10 protein-coding genes are annotated in these 21,381 nt (G+C 37.6%); 6 read left to right on the top strand and 4 right to left on the bottom strand.

Going from position 1 to position 21,381, the window contains the following annotated elements; translation table 11 throughout:
- The first annotated feature begins 375 nt into the window (after positions 1-375).
- The 5 genes from rplJ to CHB58_RS06770 all read left to right on the top strand — a co-directional run bounded on the left by rplJ (position 376) and on the right by CHB58_RS06770 (position 13,059).
- Complete coding sequence (gene rplJ / locus CHB58_RS06790; RefSeq protein ID WP_089323358.1) at positions 376-900, top strand: 50S ribosomal protein L10; 525 nt, start codon at positions 376-378, stop codon at positions 898-900.
- A 19-nt stretch (positions 901-919) separates the two neighbouring features.
- Positions 920-1,303 carry a 50S ribosomal protein L7/L12 gene (rplL, locus tag CHB58_RS06785; RefSeq protein ID WP_089323357.1) on the top strand — a complete coding sequence of 128 codons (384 nt, stop codon included), beginning with the start codon at positions 920-922 and terminating at the stop codon, positions 1,301-1,303.
- Between the two features lie 110 nt (positions 1,304-1,413).
- On the top strand, positions 1,414-5,778 hold the full coding sequence (gene rpoB, locus CHB58_RS06780) for a DNA-directed RNA polymerase subunit beta (protein WP_089323356.1): 4,365 nt from the start codon (positions 1,414-1,416) through the stop codon (positions 5,776-5,778).
- Between the two features lie 53 nt (positions 5,779-5,831).
- A complete protein-coding gene (gene rpoC / locus CHB58_RS06775; RefSeq protein WP_089323355.1) occupies positions 5,832-10,256 on the top strand; it encodes a DNA-directed RNA polymerase subunit beta' in 4,425 nt (1,474 codons plus the stop codon).
- 130 nt (positions 10,257-10,386) lie between these two features.
- A complete protein-coding gene (locus CHB58_RS06770; protein ID WP_089323354.1) occupies positions 10,387-13,059 on the top strand; it encodes a metallophosphoesterase in 2,673 nt (890 codons plus the stop codon).
- A gap of 81 nt (positions 13,060-13,140) precedes the next feature.
- Here the strand turns inward: CHB58_RS06770 and CHB58_RS06765 are convergent, their stop codons facing one another.
- Positions 13,141-14,343 carry an HD domain-containing protein gene (locus tag CHB58_RS06765; RefSeq protein ID WP_089323353.1) on the bottom strand — a complete coding sequence of 401 codons (1,203 nt, stop codon included), beginning with the start codon at positions 14,341-14,343 and terminating at the stop codon, positions 13,141-13,143.
- 113 nt (positions 14,344-14,456) lie between these two features.
- On the opposite strand from CHB58_RS06765, the gene CHB58_RS06760 reads away from it, so the two are divergent.
- On the top strand, positions 14,457-15,845 hold the full coding sequence (locus CHB58_RS06760) for a phosphoglucomutase/phosphomannomutase family protein (RefSeq protein ID WP_089323352.1): 1,389 nt from the start codon (positions 14,457-14,459) through the stop codon (positions 15,843-15,845).
- 7 nt (positions 15,846-15,852) lie between these two features.
- Here CHB58_RS06760 and CHB58_RS06755 read toward each other — a convergent pair whose 3' ends face one another.
- The 3 genes from CHB58_RS06755 to CHB58_RS06745 are packed head-to-tail and all read right to left on the bottom strand — an operon-like array spanning position 15,853 to position 21,301.
- Positions 15,853-18,924: an efflux RND transporter permease subunit gene (locus tag CHB58_RS06755; protein ID WP_089323351.1), complete on the bottom strand. Its 3,072-nt coding sequence runs from the start codon at positions 18,922-18,924 to the stop codon at positions 15,853-15,855.
- Entirely contained in the window at positions 18,921-20,039 is a 1,119-nt protein-coding gene (locus CHB58_RS06750; protein ID WP_089323350.1) for an efflux RND transporter periplasmic adaptor subunit, read from the bottom strand. Before CHB58_RS06750 ends, CHB58_RS06755 begins: the two co-directional genes overlap by 4 nt.
- The gene (locus CHB58_RS06745) at positions 20,039-21,301 is read right to left on the bottom strand and encodes a TolC family protein (protein WP_089323349.1); all 1,263 of its coding nucleotides are present in this window, start codon (positions 21,299-21,301) and stop codon (positions 20,039-20,041) included. The genes CHB58_RS06750 and CHB58_RS06745 overlap by 1 nt, the downstream gene beginning before the upstream one ends.
- Between the last annotated feature and the right edge of the window lie 80 nt (positions 21,302-21,381).

Here is a 21,381-nt window from a genome sequence, read left to right as displayed (position 1 = left end):
CGTGGTATAGGTTTATATTTAGCTGCATGGTTGTCCTCCTGGTAGTGGTTTTGGTTTTCTGAAAATTTGAATGTTTAGTGCTCTTAATATTTTAACTACCAGGTGGGCAGCCTTTTTCCTCTGGTGTGGGTGGGGAGTATGTGTATACCTATGCAGGAAAATAGGTTTTTCTATCTTGACAAGTGATATTTTAACCATATAATTACCTTCAGCAGTTGGCGGTCGTAGAGGGTAGGTGCATAGGCTTAAATGTCTGAAAAGACAGCCTACTGAGACCGAAGGAGAGTGATGCGTCTCATTATTACGGAATGTTCCGTATCAGCCTTTCCTCCCTCTACATTCCCGCCTTGTTAAAACCTTGAGGAGGTAGCTCCTTTGAAAACGAGAAAAGATAAAGCCCTGATTATTGAAGAACTTAAAGAAAAGTTCTCAAAGGCACCTCTCATTGTTCTTACAGACTTCCAGGGAATGACAGTAGCAGAAAGTAGTGCTCTTAGAAGGGCACTGAAGGAAGCTGGAGCTGAATACAGAGTGGTTAAAAACACTCTGATGAGAAAAGCCTATCCCGAAACACCTGTAGAGCAGATAGCCGACAAGTTTGTTGGTCCTACAGGAATAGCTTTTGCTTTTGAGGACATTGTTGCTGCTGCTAAAGCTCTCAAAAAGTTTATAGAAGAGGATGAAAAGTTAAAATTTAAAGCAGCAGTAATTGAAGGAAAAGTTGCTGACTTTGAGCAGCTAAAAGCTCTTGCATCCGTTCCATCAAGAGAGGAACTTCTTGGACAGCTTGCGTTTACACTCAAGTATCCGGTGAACGCTGTTGCATGGTCTCTGGAAAATCTATTCCAGAAACTTGTTGTTGCACTTGAAAACATTAAATCTCAGAAAGAAACAGCTTAAATGTATAGGGAGGTAAAGAATGGCTGAAATCACTAAAGAGCAAATAGTAGAAGCTATTGAAAACATGACTGTTCTTGAGCTTGTAGAGCTCATCAATATGATCAAGGAAAAGTTTGGTGTATCTGATATGCCTGTTGTTGCTGCTGGCCCTGTTGCTGCTGGCGGTGCAGGTGAAGCTGCTGCAGCTGAAAAGACAGAGTTTGATGTAATTCTCAAAAATCCTGGAGCTAAGAAGATTCAGGTTATCAAAGTTGTAAGAGAAATTACAGGGCTTGGACTTAAGGAAGCTAAGGCTCTTGTTGATGGTGCTCCAAAACCGGTAAAAGAAGGAGTATCTAAAGAAGAAGCTGAAGAGATTGCTAAGAAGCTTGAAGAAGCTGGAGCAGAAGTAGAAGTTAAGTAACACTTGCATATTAACTGCAAATATAATAAATTTCCTTACTTGGCGGGTGGTTGTCGGTTATTGACAGCCACCCTTGTCCTATTTTTAAAAACCAAAAAAGAGGGTGCAGTATGAGTGAAATGCAGACAACAAAAATAACAACAGGCATCAAAAAAGAAAAATCCCTCCCTAGAAAAACCTTTGCTGATAGACAGGAAGTTCTCCCAATCCCTGATCTTCTTGAGTTTCCTTTTGAATCTTACGAACGGTTTCTTCAATTAAACAAGCATCCGGAAAAGAGAGAAAATACAGGGCTTGAGTCAGCTTTCAGACAGGCTTTTCCTATAATTGATGAAACATCTGGAGTGGAAATTCACTATAAAGGTTATGAAATAGGCGATTGGTATTGTAAATGTGGAAAGTATAACGGCCTTGGTGGAAAAGGTGTTGTTTGTCCAAACTGCGGAATGGAAGTTGTTTTTAGACCTAAATACACTCCTGATGAATGTATAGAAAGAGGAATTTCTTACACCGCACCATTGAGAGTTCTTTTTGAACTTCACGTATGGCAGAAAGACCCAAAAACTGGAGAAAAAATAGCTCCAATAATAAAAGAAAATAAGATGTATTTTGGTGAAATTCCCCTTATGACAGAAAGGGGAACTTTTATTATCAATGGAACTCAAAAGGTTGTTGTAAGTCAGCTTCATAGATCTCCAGGTCTTTTCTTTAAAAAAGAGATATCTAAAACAACTACAGTTGCAAGAACGATAGACATTGCAAGTATTATTCCTGCTATGGGCTCCTGGATAGAGTTTGAAGTTCCGCACAATGATGTTCTTTATGTAAAAATAGATAGAAAAAGAAGATTTTTAGGAACATACCTCCTGAGAGCTTTTGGCGTCACAACCGATGAGCAGATTATAGATCTCTTTTATAAGGATGTAGTGGAAACATTCAGGATTGTTGACGGTCATATTGTAGATGAAAACGGTGAAGTAAAAACAAACGAAGATATGCTTGGATATTACCTTATAGAGGATATCGTTGATCCTGAAACTGGAGAAGTTATTCAGGAAGCCTATGAGGAACTTTCTACAAGCAGTAGAAAGCTCCCTGAAGGGGCAGAGTTTAAAGCTGTTCACAGGAAAGCCACACCTTACGGTGCTGTTATAATCAATACTTTAAGAAAAGAGAGAAAAGACAGAGTAAGAGAAAAGATAGAGGATCCTCTTATCGCTGCTTATGTTGAAATATTCAGGAAAGTTAGGCCTGGTGATACAGCTACTGTTGAAGGTGCTAAAAAGCTTTTTGAAACGATGTTTTTCAGTACAAAACACTATGACCTTTCAAGAGTGGGTAGAGCCAAGGTAAATGAAAAAGTTTATCCTCATGAAAAGTTAAAAGAGATAACAAAAGAAGATTTAACATCTATTGACTGGCTTCCTCCTTTAAGAATAGCTGAGGATATAAAAAACGAAGAAGGAGATATTGTAGTTCCCAAAGGAACTTTCCTTGATAGGGAAGTTGCAATTAAGCTTCTTGAGATTTCAGGTGTTGAAAAATTTGCTGTTGAACCTGATTATGATGAAGCAGGAAGACTTCTCCATAAAGCCGATATAGTCGGAACTGTAAAAGCCCTCCTTGAAGTTCATGCTGGAATAAGAGATTATGACGATATTGATCATCTTGGCAACAGAAGAGTTAGAGGTGTTGGAGAGCTTGCAGAGATAGCATTTAAATCAGGTCTCTTCAAGCTTGAAAAAGCTGTGAGAGAAAAACTTTCTGTTGCAGATGTAGAATCCGTTATGCCTCAGGATTTAATAAATCCGAGAACTGCTATAAATCCTCTTAATGAGTTCTTCAACTTAACACAGCTTTGTCAGTTTATGGACCAGACAAATCCACTTTCAGAAACAACTCACAAAAGACGTCTTTCTGCTCTTGGTCCCGGCGGTTTAACAAGAGAAAGAGCCGGATTTGAGGTTCGTGACGTTCACCCGTCCCACTATGGACGTATCTGTCCTATTGAAACACCAGAAGGTCAGAACATCGGTCTTATAAACTCTTTAACAACTTACGGAAAGATAAATTGGCTTGGATTCCTTGAAACACCTTATAGAAAGGTTGTTAATGGAAAAGTAACAGATGAAATTGTTTACATGACAGCTGATGAAGAGGAAAACTACATCATAGCTCAGGCAAACGCTCCTGTTGATGAGGAAGGTAATCTTACTTCTGATATGGTGATGGCACGACACAAAGCCGAATTTAAACTTGTTAAAAAAGAAGAAGTTCAATTTATGGACGTTTCTCCAAAACAGGTGTTTTCTGTATCTGCCTCTTTGATTCCGTTCCTTGAGCATGACGATGCTAACCGTGCCCTTATGGGTTCAAACATGCAGCGTCAGGCTGTTCCTCTTGTTAAAACGGAAGCACCTCTTGTTGCTACAGGAATGGAAAAACCGGTTGCACTATTTAGCCGTGGAGCGGTTGTTGCAAAACGTTCTGGTGTTGTTGAAAGTGTTACTGCTGATAAAATCATTGTTAAGGTTGACCCTGAAGAGATTACAGAGGGCGGTCTCTCTGTTGATACCGGATTTGATGTTTACGAACTTAAAAAATTCAAAAAATCAAACCAGAAAACCTGCATCAATCAGCGTCCTATAGTTAAAAAGGGACAGAGAGTAGAAAAGGGACAGATAATAGCTGATGGTCCTTCAATGGACAATGGTGAACTTGCTCTCGGGAAAAACGTGCTTATAGCGTTTATTCCATGGAGAGGGTATAACTTTGAGGATGCTATTTTAGTAAGTGAAAGATTGTTAAAAGATGATGTTTATACTTCAATTCATATCCAGGAGCTTGAATGTGAAGCTGTTGAAACAAAACTTGGACGTGAAGAAATAACAAGAGATATTCCTGGTGTTCCTGAAGCTCTCCTGAGAAATCTTGATGAATCGGGCATTGTAAGAATAGGTACTTATGTAAAACCCGGAGATATTCTTGTTGGGAAAGTTACTCCAAAGGGAGAGCAGGTTTTAACACCAGAGGAAAAACTCCTTCAGGCTATTTTTGGTGAGAAAGCAAAAGGTGTAAAAGACTCTTCTCTCTACGTTCCTCACGGTATTGAAGGTGTTGTGATCGATGTTAAGATTCTCTCAAGAAAAGGTGAAAAGAAGGATGTCAGAACACAGCTGATAGAAAGTGAAGAAAAGGCAAAGCTTGAAAGGGCAAAACAGGAAGAGATAAATCTAGTTAAAGAGGACAGAGACCGCAGAGCTGCAGAGTTGATTCTTGGTAAAGCTGTTAAAGAGGACGTTTACGATGCCAACGGAAATATCTTGATTTCTGCTGGAGAAAAGATAACCGAGGATAAAGTCAGAGATGTTGTTTTCTTCGCTTTAAGAAAACCTTCAATAATTGATGATTCTAAAGTTGAGAAAAAACTTAAAGAAATAAGGATAAAAGCTGTTGATAAGATAGCTCTCATAGAAAACATTTACGAGGAGAAGAAAAAAGCTCTTGAAATGGGACATGACCTGCCAGCAGGCGTTAACAAGGTTGTTAAAGTTTACATTGCTACAAAGAGAAAACTTACTGTTGGTGATAAAATGGCAGGTCGTCACGGAAACAAAGGTGTCGTTTCTCAAATAAGACCTGTAGAGGATATGCCTTTCCTTGAAGATGGTACGCCGATAGATATCACTCTTAACCCTCTTGGTGTTCCATCCCGTATGAACGTGGGACAGATCCTTGAAACTCATCTTGGCCTTGCGGCAAAAGAACTTGGCAAGAAGATAGACAAACTTTTAAAAGTCGGTCTTGACATGGTGAGAGAAGAGATAAAAGCTATCTATAATGATGAAAATATAAGCAAGTTGATAGACTCCCTTTCCGATGATGAGTTGAGGGAAGTGGCTAAAAAACTTGCTAAAGGTATAAGATTTGAATCTCCGATATTTATGGGAGCTAAAGAGGAAGAGATAAAGAGACTTCTAAAAAGGGCAGGACTTCCAGAAACAGGAAGATTGACAGTTTATGATGGACTAACAGGAGAGCCTTTTGATCAGGATGTAACTGTTGGTTATATGTATATGCTTAAACTTATTCACCTTGCTGATGATAAGATTCATGCCCGATCTACCGGTCCTTACTCTCTCATTACTCAGCAGCCTCTCGGCGGTAAGGCACAGTTTGGTGGACAGAGGTTTGGAGAGATGGAAGTGTGGGCTCTTGAGGCATACGGTGCTGCATACACTCTCCAGGAAATGTTAACCGTTAAATCTGACGACGTTGAAGGAAGATCAAGGGTTTATGAATCTATTGTTAAAGGAAAGTATTCCTTTGAGCCTGGATTGCCTGAATCGTTTAATGTTCTTGTAAGAGAGCTAAAAGCTCTTGCCCTTGATGTGAAATTTATAAAGCAAATTGAAGAAGTTGAAGAACAGAAAAGCGAAGCAGAAAAGCTTTTTGAAGATAAAGAGGAAAAGTAATTTAAAAGGGGGATAGATCCCCCTTTTAAAGAATCCTTTAAGGAGGAGCTGTAGTGAAGAAAAAAGAGATAATTTTCTCAGAAGAACCAAAAACTTTTGATTTTGATGCTATAGAGATAGGACTTGCTTCTCCTGAAAAGATAAGAGAGTGGTCCTATGGTGAAGTAAAACTTCCCGAGACTTTAAACTACAGGACATTAAAACCTGAAAAAGATGGACTTTTCTGTGCAAAAATATTCGGTCCTGTAAGAGATTTTGAATGTCTCTGCGGTAAATATAGAGGTTCAAAATATAAAGGTGTTATATGTGATAGATGTGGTGTTGAAGTAACTCTCTCTAAAGAGAGAAGAAAAAGGTTTGGGCATATAGACCTTGCAGCTCCCTGCACCCATATCTGGTATGTTAAATCTGTTCCAAGTAAGATAGGTGCTCTTCTCGGTCTTTCTGTTCGTGAAGTTGAGAGAGTAGTTTATTTTGAAAGCTATATAGTACTTGACCCTGGAGATGAAGAGGAAACAGGACTTGAGCAGTTTCAGATTTTAACAGAAGAGGAATACAGAGAGAAGATAGAAGAACTTGGGGAAGATGCATTTGAAGTCGGGATAGGTGCTGAAGCGATAAAAGAAGCACTTAAAAGGGTCAATCTTGAGGAACTTGCAGAGGAACTTCGTGAAGAGATAAGGATGTACTCTGGCGAGATAGACAGCATTAACAGTGATCTTCAAAAAAGACTTCCGAATGTTTTTAAAGCTGCTGTCGAAACGATTTCTTACTATACCGGTCTCTCGGAAGATACAATTATAGGTATTGTAAAAAACACTCTTGTTGTAGTTATTGAACCTGGAGACAGCAACCTTGAAAAAGGACAGATAATCCCTTACGAAGACTATAAAAAAATTGCTGAGACCTGCACATTAAAGATTGAAAAAGGCGGAAAAGCCCTTGATTGGTATATAGACTACCTTGTTGAAATAGGCAAAATTCAAAGTAAAGAGCTTGTTAAAGAAGAAATTAGAAGAGCTACAAGAAAAGATACTACCGAAGCTAAACTGAAGAAGCTGGTAAAAAGATTAAGACTTACCGAAGCATTTATTGAAAGTGATAATAAACCTGAATGGATGGTTCTTGAAGTTTTACCTGTTCTTCCTCCTGAACTCCGCCCTCTTGTTCCTCTTGAAGGGGGAAGATTTGCAACTTCAGACCTTAATGATCTCTACAGAAGGGTTATAAACAGAAATAACCGTTTGAAGAGGCTCATAGAACTTGATGCTCCTGATATTATCATAAGAAATGAGAAACGTATGCTTCAGGAAGCGGTTGATACTCTTATTGATAACGGCCGTAGAGGAAGACCTGTAAGAAGCTCAAAAGGACATCCTCTTAAATCCCTTTCAGATGTTTTAAGAGGAAAGCAGGGGAGATTCAGGCAGAACCTTCTTGGTAAAAGGGTTGACTATTCAGGTCGTGCTGTTATTGTTATTGGTCCAGACCTTAAAATGCATCAGTGTGGTCTTCCAAAGATAATGGCTCTTGAGCTTTTTAAACCGTTTATTTACAGAAGACTTGAAGAAAAAGGGTATGCAAATACTGTAAAACAAGCCAAAAAGATGGTTGAGAGACAGGATCCTGTTGTATGGGAATGTCTTGAAGAAGTTATTAAAGAACATCCAGTACTCCTCAACCGTGCTCCAACACTTCACAGGGTTTCTGTCCAGGCTTTTGAGCCTGTGCTTGTTGAAGGTAAAGCTATTAAGCTTCATCCTCTTGTTTGTACAGCTTTTAACGCTGACTTTGACGGTGACCAGATGGCTGTTCATGTTCCCCTTTCTCTTGAAGCTCAGCTTGAAGCTTATACTCTCATGCTTTCTACCCAGAATATTCTTTCTCCAGCCCACGGTAAACCTCTTGCCGTTCCTTCACAGGATATGGTTTTAGGACTTTACTACATTACACTTGAGAAGAAAGGTGCTAAAGGTGAAGGAAAGGCGTTTGCAAATTTTGATGAAGTTTTAAGAGCTCTTGACCTTGGATTGATAGAACTTCATGCAAAGATTAAAGTTAGAATACCGGCGGAAAAAAGCGCCTCTGGCAAACCTGAAATCATTGAAACAACAGCAGGAAGAGTTAAGTTTAACCTTCTCCTCCCTGAAGATTATCCGTTCCTTAATAAGGTTATGAGTAAGAAAGCCATTGCTGCTATGATAGCCGATATTCATAAACGCTACGGTAATGAAACTACGATAGATATGCTTGATAGGCTAAAAGAGAATGGATTTCTCCTTGCCACTATGGGCGGACTTTCCATAGGTATAGATGACCTTCACATTCCACCTACAAAAAAAGAACTTATAGAAAAGGCAAAGAAAGAAGTTGAGATGATAGAAGAAGGGTACAGAAAAGGGCTTCTTTCAAAAGATGAGAGATACAACAAAATTGTTGATATATGGACCAGAGTTACAGAACAGATAACGAAAGATATGATGGAATACATGAAAACTCACGATATAAATAGCAGGGGAAGAGTTCCGAATGATGGAACATTTAATCCTGTTTATATGATGCTCTCCTCAGGAGCCCGTGGTAGTCAAACACAGATTCGTCAGCTTGCAGGTTTAAGAGGTCTTATGGCAAAACCTTCAGGTGAAATTATTGAAACTCCTATTATCTCTAACTTCCGTGAAGGATTGACAGTTCTTGAGTACTTCATCTCTACTCACGGTGCGAGGAAAGGTCTTGCAGATACTGCCCTTAAAACAGCTGACGCCGGATACCTTACAAGAAGACTTGCTGATGTTGCTCAAGATGTAATTATTACAATGGAAGATTGTGGATGCGATGATGGTATAGATATGTCTGCTCTTATGGAAGCAGGTGAAATTATCGTTCCACTTGCAAGAAGAATTGCAGGAAGATATGCAGCTGAAGATATAGTTGATCCTATAACCGGAGAAATTCTTGTTCACAAAAATGAACTTATTTCTGAAGAAATGGCACAAAGGATTGAGGACCTCGGTATAGATAGTGTTAAGATAAGATCTGTTATGACCTGTAAAGCCGATTTTGGCGTATGTGCCAAGTGTTATGGACTGGATCTTGCAAGAAGAAGAGAAGTTCAGCTTGGAGAAGCAGTTGGAATTATTGCTGCTCAGTCTATTGGTGAACCGGGAACTCAGCTTACAATGCGTACTTTCCATATTGGTGGTATTGCTATGCGTGGCGCTGAGGCTTCCGAATACAGAGCAAAACATGATGGTGTTGTAAAAATTTTTGACGTTAATACCATCAAGGATACAGAAGGAAATGTTATTGTTATAAATAGAGCAGGTAAAATTGCCGTTATTGACGAAAAAACAGGTAAACATCTTGAAAGATATGATATACCTTACGGTTCTTACTTAAGAGTTGAAGATGGACAGAAAGTTAAAAAGGGCACAATCCTTGTTGAATGGGATCCTCTTGCTGTTCCTATCCTTGCTCTAAGGGCTGGAAATGTAAGGTACAAAGACATTATTCCAGGTGTAACAATTTCAGAAACAGAACCGGTAATTCTTGAGTACAGAACACTTCCCTATGAGCCTACAATTGAGATTGTTGATGATAATGGTAAAGTTATTGATTTCTATCCTCTTCCAGTTGGTTCCCGTGTAATGGTTAAAGAGGGGGAAAGGGTTACAGTCGGTACTCAGCTTGCAAGACTCCCTCGTAAAATAGGTGGTACAAAAGATATTACAGGTGGTCTCCCAAGGGTTGCTGAGCTTCTTGAGGCAAGAAAGCCGAAAGATGCTGCTATTCTTGCAGAGATAGACGGTAAAGTGTATGTTGAAACTGAAAGAGCCAAGAAAAAGATAACAATTCTTAACCCTGAAACAGGTGTTAAGAGAGAATACGAAGTTCCAAAAGGTAAGTACATTTATGTTAGAACCGGCGATTATGTGAAAGCAGGAGAGCCGCTAACTGATGGTCAGCTCAACCCTCATGATATTCTTGCAATAATGGGTGAAAGAGCTGTAGAAAAATTCCTCCTTGACGAAGTTCAGTCTGTTTACCGTGCTCAGGGTGTTGAGATTAACGACAAGCATTTTGAGGTGATTATTAAGAGAATGCTTAGAAAAGTTAAGATAGAAGATGCAGGTGACAGTAACTTCCTCGTTGAAGAGATTGTTGACAGAGAAGAGTTTGAAAAGGTAAGAGCAAAGCTTTTTGAGGAGGGTAAGAGACCTCCTAAAGCAAAACCTGTTCTCACAGGTATTACTAAAGCTGCTCTTTCTACCGAAAGCTTTATCTCCGCTGCTTCATTCCAGGAAACAACAAGAGTTCTTTCTGAAGCCGCGGTAAGAGGAAAGAGAGATTACTTAAGAGGTCTCAAAGAAAACGTGATTATCGGAAGACTGATTCCTGCAGGTACCGGAAGGAAAGAATACAGGAAAGTTTCATGGCAGTATTGTGAAAAGTCCAAAGATGAAGAGGATAAAGAATAAGTTTTAAGGTTAATCCAGTTAAAAAAGGGGGCTTTTGCCCCCTTTTTTTTTATTTTTAACGGAAATTTAACTAATTAGAAATTATTATTGCCATGGCAAAAATTTTTAAAAATTTAAAGGAGGAAGTGCCATGGCTGTCTTTAAAAAAAGCAGATTATTATTGGTTGTGCTTTCTGCTTCTTGTCTTCTGGCAGGTGCTGGTTGTAGTAATGGTGTAAATAATGAAGCGAACAATGAAACAAAGTACGGAGAAGCGTTTTTCACTCACTTTGCCGATATTCACCTAACAAACGACACAGAAGTTGCTGATGTTTTCGGAGGAACAATTCCCCCTGTGACAACAATGAAAAAAGCAGTAGCAGAAGTTCTTTCTATGGAGCCGGAGGTTGTCGTTGACACAGGTGATATAGTTGCTCTTGCTGATAGCCATGATCTTGATACAGATGAAAGATGGTTTAAACTTGTTGAATCAACCATTTATAATCCAATTGTTGATTCTGGAATTCCTTTTCTCTTTGCTCCGGGAAATCATGATCAGGCAGGTATAAAAGTTAACGATATTGATAAAGATGATCCAAGATATGGAAACGGCTTAATTTTTGAGTATATAGATAAGGATAAAGATACAACTTATTATTCTTACGATAAAGGCAACTATCACTTTGTAATGCTTGATCCTGAAGAGATTCCTGAAACAGGATACAGGGCAGTTAGGCTTCCACAGGAGCAGCTTGATTGGCTTAAAGAGGATCTTGAAGCAAATAAAGACAAATTTATTATTATTGCATATCATCAGCCACTTGGTTCATGGGAAGATGAAAGTTATTCTGCTTTTATGGATATAATCAAGCCTTATAAGGGTCACATAGCAATAGTAGCGGGGCATACTCATGATAATAGAGTTATCTATAGAGACGGTATTCCCGAATATCAGGATGGTGCACCGTGCGGTGATTGGTGGCAGACTGGAAAGACACCTGACGGAAACCCAATAGGTTATGCAGTTTACTACATTAAAGATGGTGAGATAAACAGGTTTTATAAAGGTATAGGCAAAACGAAACAGATAAATCTTTTAAATCCTGTGGATGTTGTAATAAATGAACCTGTGGCTGCAGAATTCAATGTTTATTATGAGAATAAAACAGTTGAAGATGTTTGTTACACGATAGATAACGGAACACCTGTTTGCTTTGATGTAAAACCAGTAGTTACTCCGAAAATTACATGGTATCACGTGACAGGAACTATTACGCCTACAGTTATAGACAATAGAAACCATGATGTTGAAATATCTGTAAGAACTTCAGATGGTGAATTTTATAATAGAACGATTGTGTATAAGTTTTCAGATAACCCTGAAATGAAAATCTCAGAAATTACAGATGACACAAATTTTGAATATTACTACGGTCGTTTTGTTACAGTAAATGCAACAGTTGTTACTACAGCTTATGATGGAAATCTTCTTACAATTAAGGATGATACAGGCTCAATAGTTGTATGGGCTGGAGATTGTCATCATCCTGAATTCTCTCCCGGTGATATGATAAAAATGAGAGCTCAGGTTACCCAATTTAGAGGAACAAAAGAGCTAAAACTTGTAAGTGCTGATGATGTAACTATTTACGGTCATCAGGATATTGCATCACAGGTAACTGTATTAAACTCTATTGCTGAAGCTTATGAAGATTACGATTCTTTGGAGAATACTATTGTTCAGGCTACAGGTGTTGTAACTGCAAAATTTGGAAACCTTGTTTTCATTCAGGATGATTCTGAAGGTATTGCTGTGTGGCTTGGGGAAGCTTCCGAAGTTGCTGATAAACTTTCTGTTGGCTCAAATGTAACAGTAAGTGGAGAGTTGACAAAGTATAACGGTATGGTTGAAATAGTTCCAGTTAACGCAGATAATGTAACTATCAACGGAGAAAGTGAAGTTCCATCTCCAAAGGAAATTACACTTGATGAAGTTATGGATAATCTTGGAACTCTTGTGAAAATTTCAAATGTTACAGTTAGTGATGTATCTTCTTCAAGTGTAACCATAAGTGATGGAGCGAATACTCTTACAATTTACGATAAGGCTGGACTTGGAATTTCTTCTCTGGTAAATGTGGGTGATGTTGTTAATGTTACAGGTGTTATCGGATACTATATTGATAAACCGGAAATCTTTCCACGTACTAATTCAGATATAGAAATTGTTTCTACCTCTTCTGAAAATGAAACAGTTACAGATAACACAACTTCTGTAATTGTTCTTGACTCTATTAAGGAAGCTTATGACAACTATTCTGAACTTGAAGGAAAAGATATTCAGGTATCCGGTGTTGTGACTGCTGATTTTGGTAATCTCATCTTTGTTCAGGATGATACTCAAGGAATAGCTGTTTATTCAAATATTCCTGATGACGTAACCGTTGGTTCTCTTGTAACTATTAGTGGAACGTTAACTTCTTACAGTGGGATGGTTGAAATAAAGCCAGATTCTGAAACAGATTTTACTATTACAGGAGAAGGAGATTTACCAGAACCTGCTGAAGCATCTATTCAAAATATAGAAAGCTATGCTGGAATGCTTGTTAAACTTACCAATGTAACAATTGAGAATGTATCTTCCTCAAGTGTAACTGTAACTGATGGAGTTAATACTTTAACTGTTTATTGTGGAAAAGCAGGATTTGACCCATCTACATTTGTAAATGCTGGAGATACTATTGATGTTGTTGGAGTAGTGGGATATTATAACGATACTCCTCAAATCTATCCAACTGCTGAAACAGATATCATTGTGAAATAACCTGATAGATTTGCAAGGGACGGTTGTTCAAGCCGTCCCTTATTTTTACCTACATAAATGCTGATATTTATTTTTTCTATTTCACACTTTAAAGTTCAACTCGGAAGGTATAAAAAGAATCGTTTTCTTAACTTTTCTTGACAAAGATTTTAGAGCGTCGGTTGGGGCGATGTTTGATACTTCCTCTACAACGTGATCATTCATTTTTACAAGTATTGCATCAAGTTTTCTTGGAGAATAGTAAGAGTAAGCTACTTTTGCCGGTTCTATAAGAGCCATATAGTAATCCGGGTCATAACCGTTGTTTATAAGCTTCTCTTTTGCATCAAGGACTATCTGTGGACTTTCAATTTCTATGGGTTTAAAAAACTGCCTTTTAACAAAGCGAGTGCTTAAATCCCTTAAAATGGAATCTCTTGAAAGAGTAAACTGATACACAGATGATATTATGGAGGCATCTGTTAGTAGAAAAAATTTTTCAATATCTTTATCTATAATGGTTTCCTTTAAAAGGGAATCCATCTCAACATCTGTTCCATTCAAAAGAAGAAATCTTAATCTTTTTAACATTTTTTGAAGCAAAACTTGAGCAGATATGTTGACAGGATGGAAATAAACAGCCCAATACATCTGATACCTTGACATTACGTATGATTCAAGAGCATTAAATCCTTTATAGTTCCATACAAGATTGTTTTCATAAAGATCTATTGATGCAAGAATTCTGTTAACGTCAACCTTACCAAAACTAACACCTGTATAGAAAGCATCTCTTCTCAGATAATCCAGTCTATCGCAGTCAAGTTGACTTGATATAAGTTGATATGCAAATGGAAGATGAAAGTTCTTTTCAATTATATCTTTTACCTTTTCCACAGTGGTTTTATCAATTATTTTTTTATTTTCAAGAATCTCTAAAGCTTTTATTGTAAGTTCTTCATGTTTATAAGGAACTATGCTGTTTTCAAGAGCATGGGAAAACGGTGAATGTCCAAAATCGTGGGTTAGAGCGGCAATTGAAACATAAAACTTTACTTCCTTATCAAAAGAAAACCCCCTTTTTTCAAGAAAGTTAAACGCTTTATGAACGAGCCAGTAAACTCCCAGAGAGTGCTGGAATCTTGTATGTTCTGCTCCAGGATACACAAAATAGCAAGGACCAAGCTGTCTTATGTATCTTAGCCGTTGCATGATAGGAGAGTTTATTATCATCTCTTCTACGCCGTTTCTTTCTACCATTACAAATTCATCGTAAACAGGGTCCATGAAGAGTTTATATTTCATCTTTCTCCTGTGACAATATTTGGTTTTAAAAGTGCGTCTTTTTAAAATTCTACCATATAAATTTTTGTTTTCTTTAGTATAATCTAAGCTACTTTTGGGCTATGGAGGTAAAGGTGGCTATAAAGTTTGGGACTGATGGTTGGAGAGGTGTTATTGCTGACGATTTTACGTTTGAAAATTTAAAAAAAGTTACTCTTGCTCATGCCAAAGTTTTAAAAGAGGATGGGGCAAAGAGAGTTGTTGTTGGTTATGATATGAGGTTTCTCTCTCCCGAGTTTGGAAAGTTTGTTGCAGAGCTTCTCTCAGGTGAGGGGTTTGAGGTTTCTCTTTCTGATACTTTCTCTCCAACTCCTGCGGTTTCCTATGCAACAAAGTATCTTGAATTTGATAACGGTATAGTTATTACAGCTTCTCACAACTACGGAAAGTATAACGGTTATAAGGTTAAAGAAGCGTTTGGAGGGGCAGCGAGAACAGTTTACGTTAAACGAATAGAGGAAAAGTTGAAAAATGTGGATGAAAAAAGCGGTGGTAAGGGAGAGATAGAGCTTCTTGATATCAACACTCCTTATATTGAAGGTGTGAGAAACCAGATTGACCTTTCTCTTTTTAGAGAGAGAGAAGTTAAGATAGTTCACGACGCTATGTTCGGGGCACAACAGGGTTTTGTTTCAAAAGCTCTGGAAGGAACAAAGGCCACTGTAGCACAGATTCACAGCTATAGAGATCCTCTCTTTAATAATAAACATCCTGAGCCTATAGTGGAGAAAAACATAAGAACTCTTATGGAGAAGGTAAGAGCAACTAAAAGTGATATAGGTATAGCCCACGACGGTGATGGTGATAGAGTGGGAATTGTTGATGAGAAAGGAAATTTTGTTAACTCTCAGATAGTTTATGCTCTGATTCTTCTTCACCTTTTAAGGAATAAAGGTTTAAAAGGTGGTTGCGTTGTGAAAACCGTTTCTACAGGTTATCTTGTAAATAGAATATGTGAAGCTTTTGGAATAGAGCTTGTTGAAACACCGGTAGGATTCAAAAACATTACAGAGGTTATGCTTGAAAAGAAGGTTCTTTTTGGTGGTGAAGAGAGCGGAGGTTATGCTCTGATAGATTACCTACCTGAGAGGGACGGCCTTTTAATGGGGCTTTATGTTGTTGAGAAGATGATTGTTGAAGGTAAAACGGTTTCTCAGATGGTTGATGCTCTGTTTGAGGAGTTTGGCTCTGCTTACTACAGGAGGATAGATCTCCCTGTTACAGAAAAAGAAAGGGAAAAATTAAAAGAGCTTATCTCTTCTCCGCCTTCTGAAGTTGAAGGAAAGAAGGTAAAAAAAGCCCTTACAATAGATGGATTAAAGCTTATCTTTGAGGATGATTCGTGGCTTTTATTCAGACCTTCAGGAACAGAGCCTGTATTCAGAACTTATGCTGAAGCACCTACTCCTTCGGAAGTTGAAAAACTTATTAGCACGGGAGTTAATCTTATAAAGGGGGTTTAACCCCCTATCAATTTGCTTCTTTATACGTGTAGATAAATAGAAGCGGAATAAATACAAGTGTAAGGAATGTTCCAACAATAAGTCCACCGATGGCTACCGCTCCAAGTGGAGCAAGCCTTTCAAGTCCTATAGCATTTCCCATGGCTACTGGAAGCATACCGGCTGTTGTTGCAAAAGCTGTCATAAGAACAGGTCTTGTTCTTATTTTTATACTTTCAAGAATCGCTTCTTTTGGAGTTAGTCCTTTCTTAATGCCATTAAGCGCAAAGTCTATCAGTAAAATTGCGTTGTTAACGATAATACCACTTAAAAGAACAAATCCCATCATTGCAGGCATTGAGATGTGATAGTCGAACAGTAGAAGAGACCACGCAGCACCTATTAATGTTAAAGGAATGGATACTATTATAAGAAGAGGTGCCTTCACTGAATTAAACATCGGAACAAGAACAAAGAATATAAGAAGCACCGCAAATCCTATGGCTCTTACCATTCTTTTAGCTGAATCTGTAAACTGCTTTACATCACCATTTTGCTCAAGTTTTACATCTGGAGGAATTTTAGTTTCATACTTTTTAAACGCTTTATCAAAACTGTCCATTATGTGAGTGATTGCTGCTTTTTCTCTGAAACCATAAATATCAAGAGTATAAAACAGCTTCTCTCTTGTTATAACATTTGGTTCATATACTGCTTCAACTTTTGCAACTGTTGAAAGGGGAATTTTTCCAAATTTTGTTTGAATCAGTGTGTTCTCTACAGTCTTAACAGAATCTCTGCTGTTTTTGTCCATCCATACTCTAATGGAGAAATCTTTGGAGTTTATCACTGGAAAGGAAGTTGCTTTTATCCCTCTTAAAAGCTGTGTAAGTTGAAAAGCTATCTCTTCGGGAGTCAAACCGTAAGATAGCGCTTTCTCTTCATTAACTTTGAGAACATAAACTTTTTTGTTTTTATTCCAGCTCCTTGCTACACAGGTTATTCCTTTAGTGCTGTAGATAGCTTTTTCAACATACTTTCCGGCTTTTTCAAGAGAGTCAAAGTTTGAGGAATATAAAGTAACGTCTATGTTTCCTTTAATACTTGAAAGGGCTGTTGCTCCGTAGTCGGATACTGTAAACTGTTCAATGTTCGGAATTCGGGCTATTTTTCTTCTCAACTCTCTTTCTATTTCCCAGATGGTTTTCTTTCGTTCAAAACGATTTACATAGGTAGCTGTTATAGATATGGAGTCTATGCCACCTCCACTCCCTATGGATAAAACTCCCGCTTCACTTCCTATAGAAGAGGAAACCCTTATAACTTTCCCGCTGGAGTAGATTGCTTTTAATGTTTTCTCAAGGACTTTTTTGCTGTCCTCAATTGTCAGGTTTGGATCAACAGTTATGCCTATTTTAACTATTCCTGTATCCATCGGGGGCATTAGTTCCTTTCCGATTATAGGCATTAGCCCTTTGACACTTATAACAAATAGTAGTATTAATCCCAAAAGGTAGCTTCCAGCTACTGCTCTATTTTCAATTCCTGCTTTTACTAGGTTATGGAAGAACATTCTAAAACTGTTATTCAATTTTGAGATGACCTTTTCAAACACTTCTTCAAATTTCAGTATTAACGGATGTTTTATTGCAAGAAGTCTCATGGATAGAAGGGGAACTGCTGTTATTGAGATAATGTATGAAGCAGCAAGGGCAAGAAGTAAAGTGCCAGCAAGGGGTCTGAATATTGTCTGCGGATAATCACCAACAAAAAGAATAGGAAATAGTGCAGCCATTGTTGTTATTGTTCCGGCAAGGTCTGAAAACATTATCTCTTCTGTTCCTTCAATAACAGCCCTGCGTATAGGTTTTTTCAATTCCCTATAGTGTCTTTCTATGTTTTCCATAACTACAACAGCATCGTCAAGTAAAAGTCCGAGGGCAAGTATAATTGCAGTGAGGGTAACCACATTGAATTCTATCCCTGTAATCCACATAAGAGCTACAGTTGAAGCGTAAACAAGAGGAATTGTGAAGAGAACAACAAGAACCTGTCTGAAACTTGCGAGAAAGAAAAACACCACTATGGTGGACATTATTATTGCATCTCGCAGAGATTCAAACATATTCGTTGTACTTTGCACTATTGTATCTTTCTGTGTATCTGTTATTTCAAAGTGAAGAGATGGATATCTTTTCTCCATCTCTTTTAGAGTTTTTTCTACTTTTTCAATAGTTTTTACAACGTCAGCATCCGATTCTCTCTGAACTGCAAGTGCAATGGCGGGGTTCTGGTTGCCGTAATAAAGAGCGGTATTTTCATAGTGGCCAAAATGCACCTTTGCTACGTCTTTCAATTTGATAGAGGAAGTTATTGGAATGTTTTTAATACTTTCAAGGACATCCCGTTTCCCTTTTATTTTTAACAAAACCTTTGAAAAATTGTTTTCTATTGAACCTATGGCAAAGTCCCTATTGTGCTTTGAAAGTGTTGCAACTATAATTGCTGGAGAGAGATTATACTTATCAAGTAGTTTCTTATCAGGAATTACCATTACTTCCTTCTTGTAACCACCAAAAATGTCAACATTTGCAACCCCTTCTACCTGAAGGAGAGTATTTTTTATATCATTTTCCGCTATCTCTCTTATATCTGTGAGGGGAAGCTTTTTTGATGATACTGAAATTACAACGATAGGTTGGAGTGTACTGTCTATTCTGTAAATTTGAGGCTCTCTGATGTCCGGCGGTAAATCACTTCTAATCTTTGATACTGCCTGAGTTACCTCTGTAGTGGCTGTCCCTATATCTTTTCCATAGTTAAACTCTGCGTGAATCACGGTAACTTCGTCTATTGTTGTGGAGTAAACTCTTCTGATTCTATCAAGGGTGTAAAGTTCCCTCTCTACAGGAACGACAATATTTGAAGCTATCTCCTTGGCTGAAGCTCCCGGTTCAACAATAACCACTGCAACTTCTGGACGGTTTGAATCGGGAAACAGCTTTCTGTTTATGTTGTTGTATCCGTAAATTCCAAGAAAGAGAAATAGTGCAAGAAAAGAGTATATAAAGTAGGGTCTTTTAAGTAGGATCTTTATCATCTTTCACCACCTGCTATAAGTCTTAAAAGTTTAGATTCACTGCCGATGGCTATTGGAGATGTTATCCCAGGAGATATCACGGCTTTTGATATATCCGTTGCTATCACATTTACTCTCTTTTTTTCAAAACCTTTATCAGTTTTAACAACCACAAAGGTTCCGTTATCTGTTTCTATCAGTGCGTTTAGCGGAATAACGGTTCCTTCAGCTTCTTTTATTAACACTTTCAATGTTAAAAGTGCACCATCAGGGATATTTTTTTCAGGTTTCACTTCAGCTATGAAAAGACCGTTTTTTGTTTCTGGATAAATCTTTGTTATTTTTCCCCTGCCGTATTCTTTTATTTCAACCTTCATTCCGGGTTTTATGAGATTTTTATCAGGGAAAAGGAAGGTTACTTTAGGTTTTCCAGACAAAATTGTCATTATAGGTTTCCCGGGAACTGCAAGATTACCGTTTTTAACGAAAACTGTTCCAACCACTCCATTAACCGGAGAAGTTATGGTGGTGTACTGAAGAAGAGACTTTTTTCCTTTTATCACCTCTTCTACAGATTCAAGTTCTTTCTCCTTTGCCTCTATATTTTTTACTGCTGTTTTCACCTTTATTTTTTTAAGGTTTAGTTCTGTTTCCGCTGCTTCAAGTTGCTCTTTCGATGCTCCTCCTGCTTCGTAGAGAGTTTTTATTCTGGTGTATCTGTCTTTTGCAAACTTAAGTTCAACATTAGCCGCTTTTAATCCCAGTTCAAGAGACTCTATCGCTTTTTTAATAGCTTCTTTGTTCTTCTCAAGTTGATTTATTCCACTTATTATCTCTTTTGAATCTATAGTAGCCAAAATCTGTCCTTTATTAATATTTTCTCCTTCGCTGACATATACTTTTTGAATGTAGCCTGAAAGTTTCGTTGCTACAAATACTTTATCTTTATATTCTGCTTTTCCTGTAAATATTGCACTACTTACAACTTTTCCTCTTTGTGGCGTAATGGTTTTAACTGTTATTTGAGGTATTGTTGGAACAGAGAGTTTTTCAATTTCAGCTTTTCTCTTTTTAACAAGTTTTACTCCTGCAAAAATTACTACTAAAAGAACAATTATAGTGATGACTTTCTTCATTACTTCACCTCGCCTTTTACATATTTCATGTAGTAGAATGCGTCAAGAAGTTCATATTTTGCATTTATAAATCTGGCTTTTGCACTTTCATATTTCGCCTGTGCTGTTAGAAGGTCATATATTGTGCCTGCCCCGGTTTCATACCTTACTTTCTCTATCTCTTTAACCTTTTCTGTCAGAGCAATCTCTTTCTCTGCACTTTTTAAAGCCCCTTCCGCAGAAAGGATTTTTGCTTTTGCTTCCTCCATCTCTTTTATAAGGGAAAGTTTCACTTTTTCTATTTTTATCTTTGAGATTGAGGTGTTTTCAAGTGCCTTTTCCACTTTAATCTTTCTACTTCCAAAATCATATATCAGCCAGTTTAATGTTACTCCCACCTGCCACAGTGTTTTACTTTCTCCCCCACCGAAATTTTTTCCGTAATAAGCACTTAAGTTTATGGTTGGGTAGTAGGAGCTTTTTATCTTTCTTACCGTTTTTTCACTTTTTTTAAGCTCAAGTTCTGCTATTTTCACCTGTGGATTTTGGCTAAAGGTTGTATTTTTAAAATCGCTGGTAAATCTATCTAATGGAAAAGATACAGGTTCAATCTCTTCATCAACTTTCTCTTTCCCAAGTAGAAAGGCAAGAGTTGCTTTTAAAGCTTTTATATTTCCATCTATTTTCTCCACTTCTGAATTGATCTTTTCTATTTCTCCTTCAACTTTTAAAAGATCTATTTCGGGTCTTTTCCCTGCTTTTATTCCTGTTTGTATATCAGTTTTTAGCCTTTTAAGGGCTGTCATGTAAGAATAAAGAGCTTTCCTGCTCTCCTGTAGGGACAAGATTTTAAGAAAAATGGAACGAACGTTGTAAGCTATCTGGGATCTTGAAAGATTAAGATAGTTTTCTGCCATTTTCTTTTCTATAGATGCGATTTTAACCTCTTCAACGTTTGAAAATCCTGAAAAGAGAGTTACTGTGTATGAGATTCCAAGAGATGATATATCTTTGTCGGTTACTATTGGTGAAGTTAGAGGAGGAACTATAGGAGCAAGGGTTCTCGGTATGTTGTAATGGGTGTAGCTTCCGTTAAGTAAAAATTTTCCAAAATTACTTTTTTTCTTTTCCTCTTTTGTTAAATTTGCAATCTTAATTTTTGATTTAGCAATCTTTAAATCCGCATTGTTTTTTAGTGCTATGTTAACTGCTTCCTCTATCGTAAGAGTGTATGCTTTTAGTGGTAGTAGTAAAATTGCTGCTGTCAGAAAAAACTTTTTCAAAAGCTCCTCCTTATTTTTCTGTTTGTTACCTAATTAATGCAGGTGAACTAAAGTTACATTGATTTATCTCAAAAATCTGA

It is taken from the genome of Desulfurobacterium atlanticum (genome assembly GCF_900188395.1).
Taxonomy (GTDB): domain Bacteria; phylum Aquificota; class Aquificia; order Desulfurobacteriales; family Desulfurobacteriaceae; genus Desulfurobacterium_A; species Desulfurobacterium_A atlanticum.
Note: the sequence above shows the minus strand (reverse complement) of the source record. Positions and strands in the feature narration are given on the sequence as shown.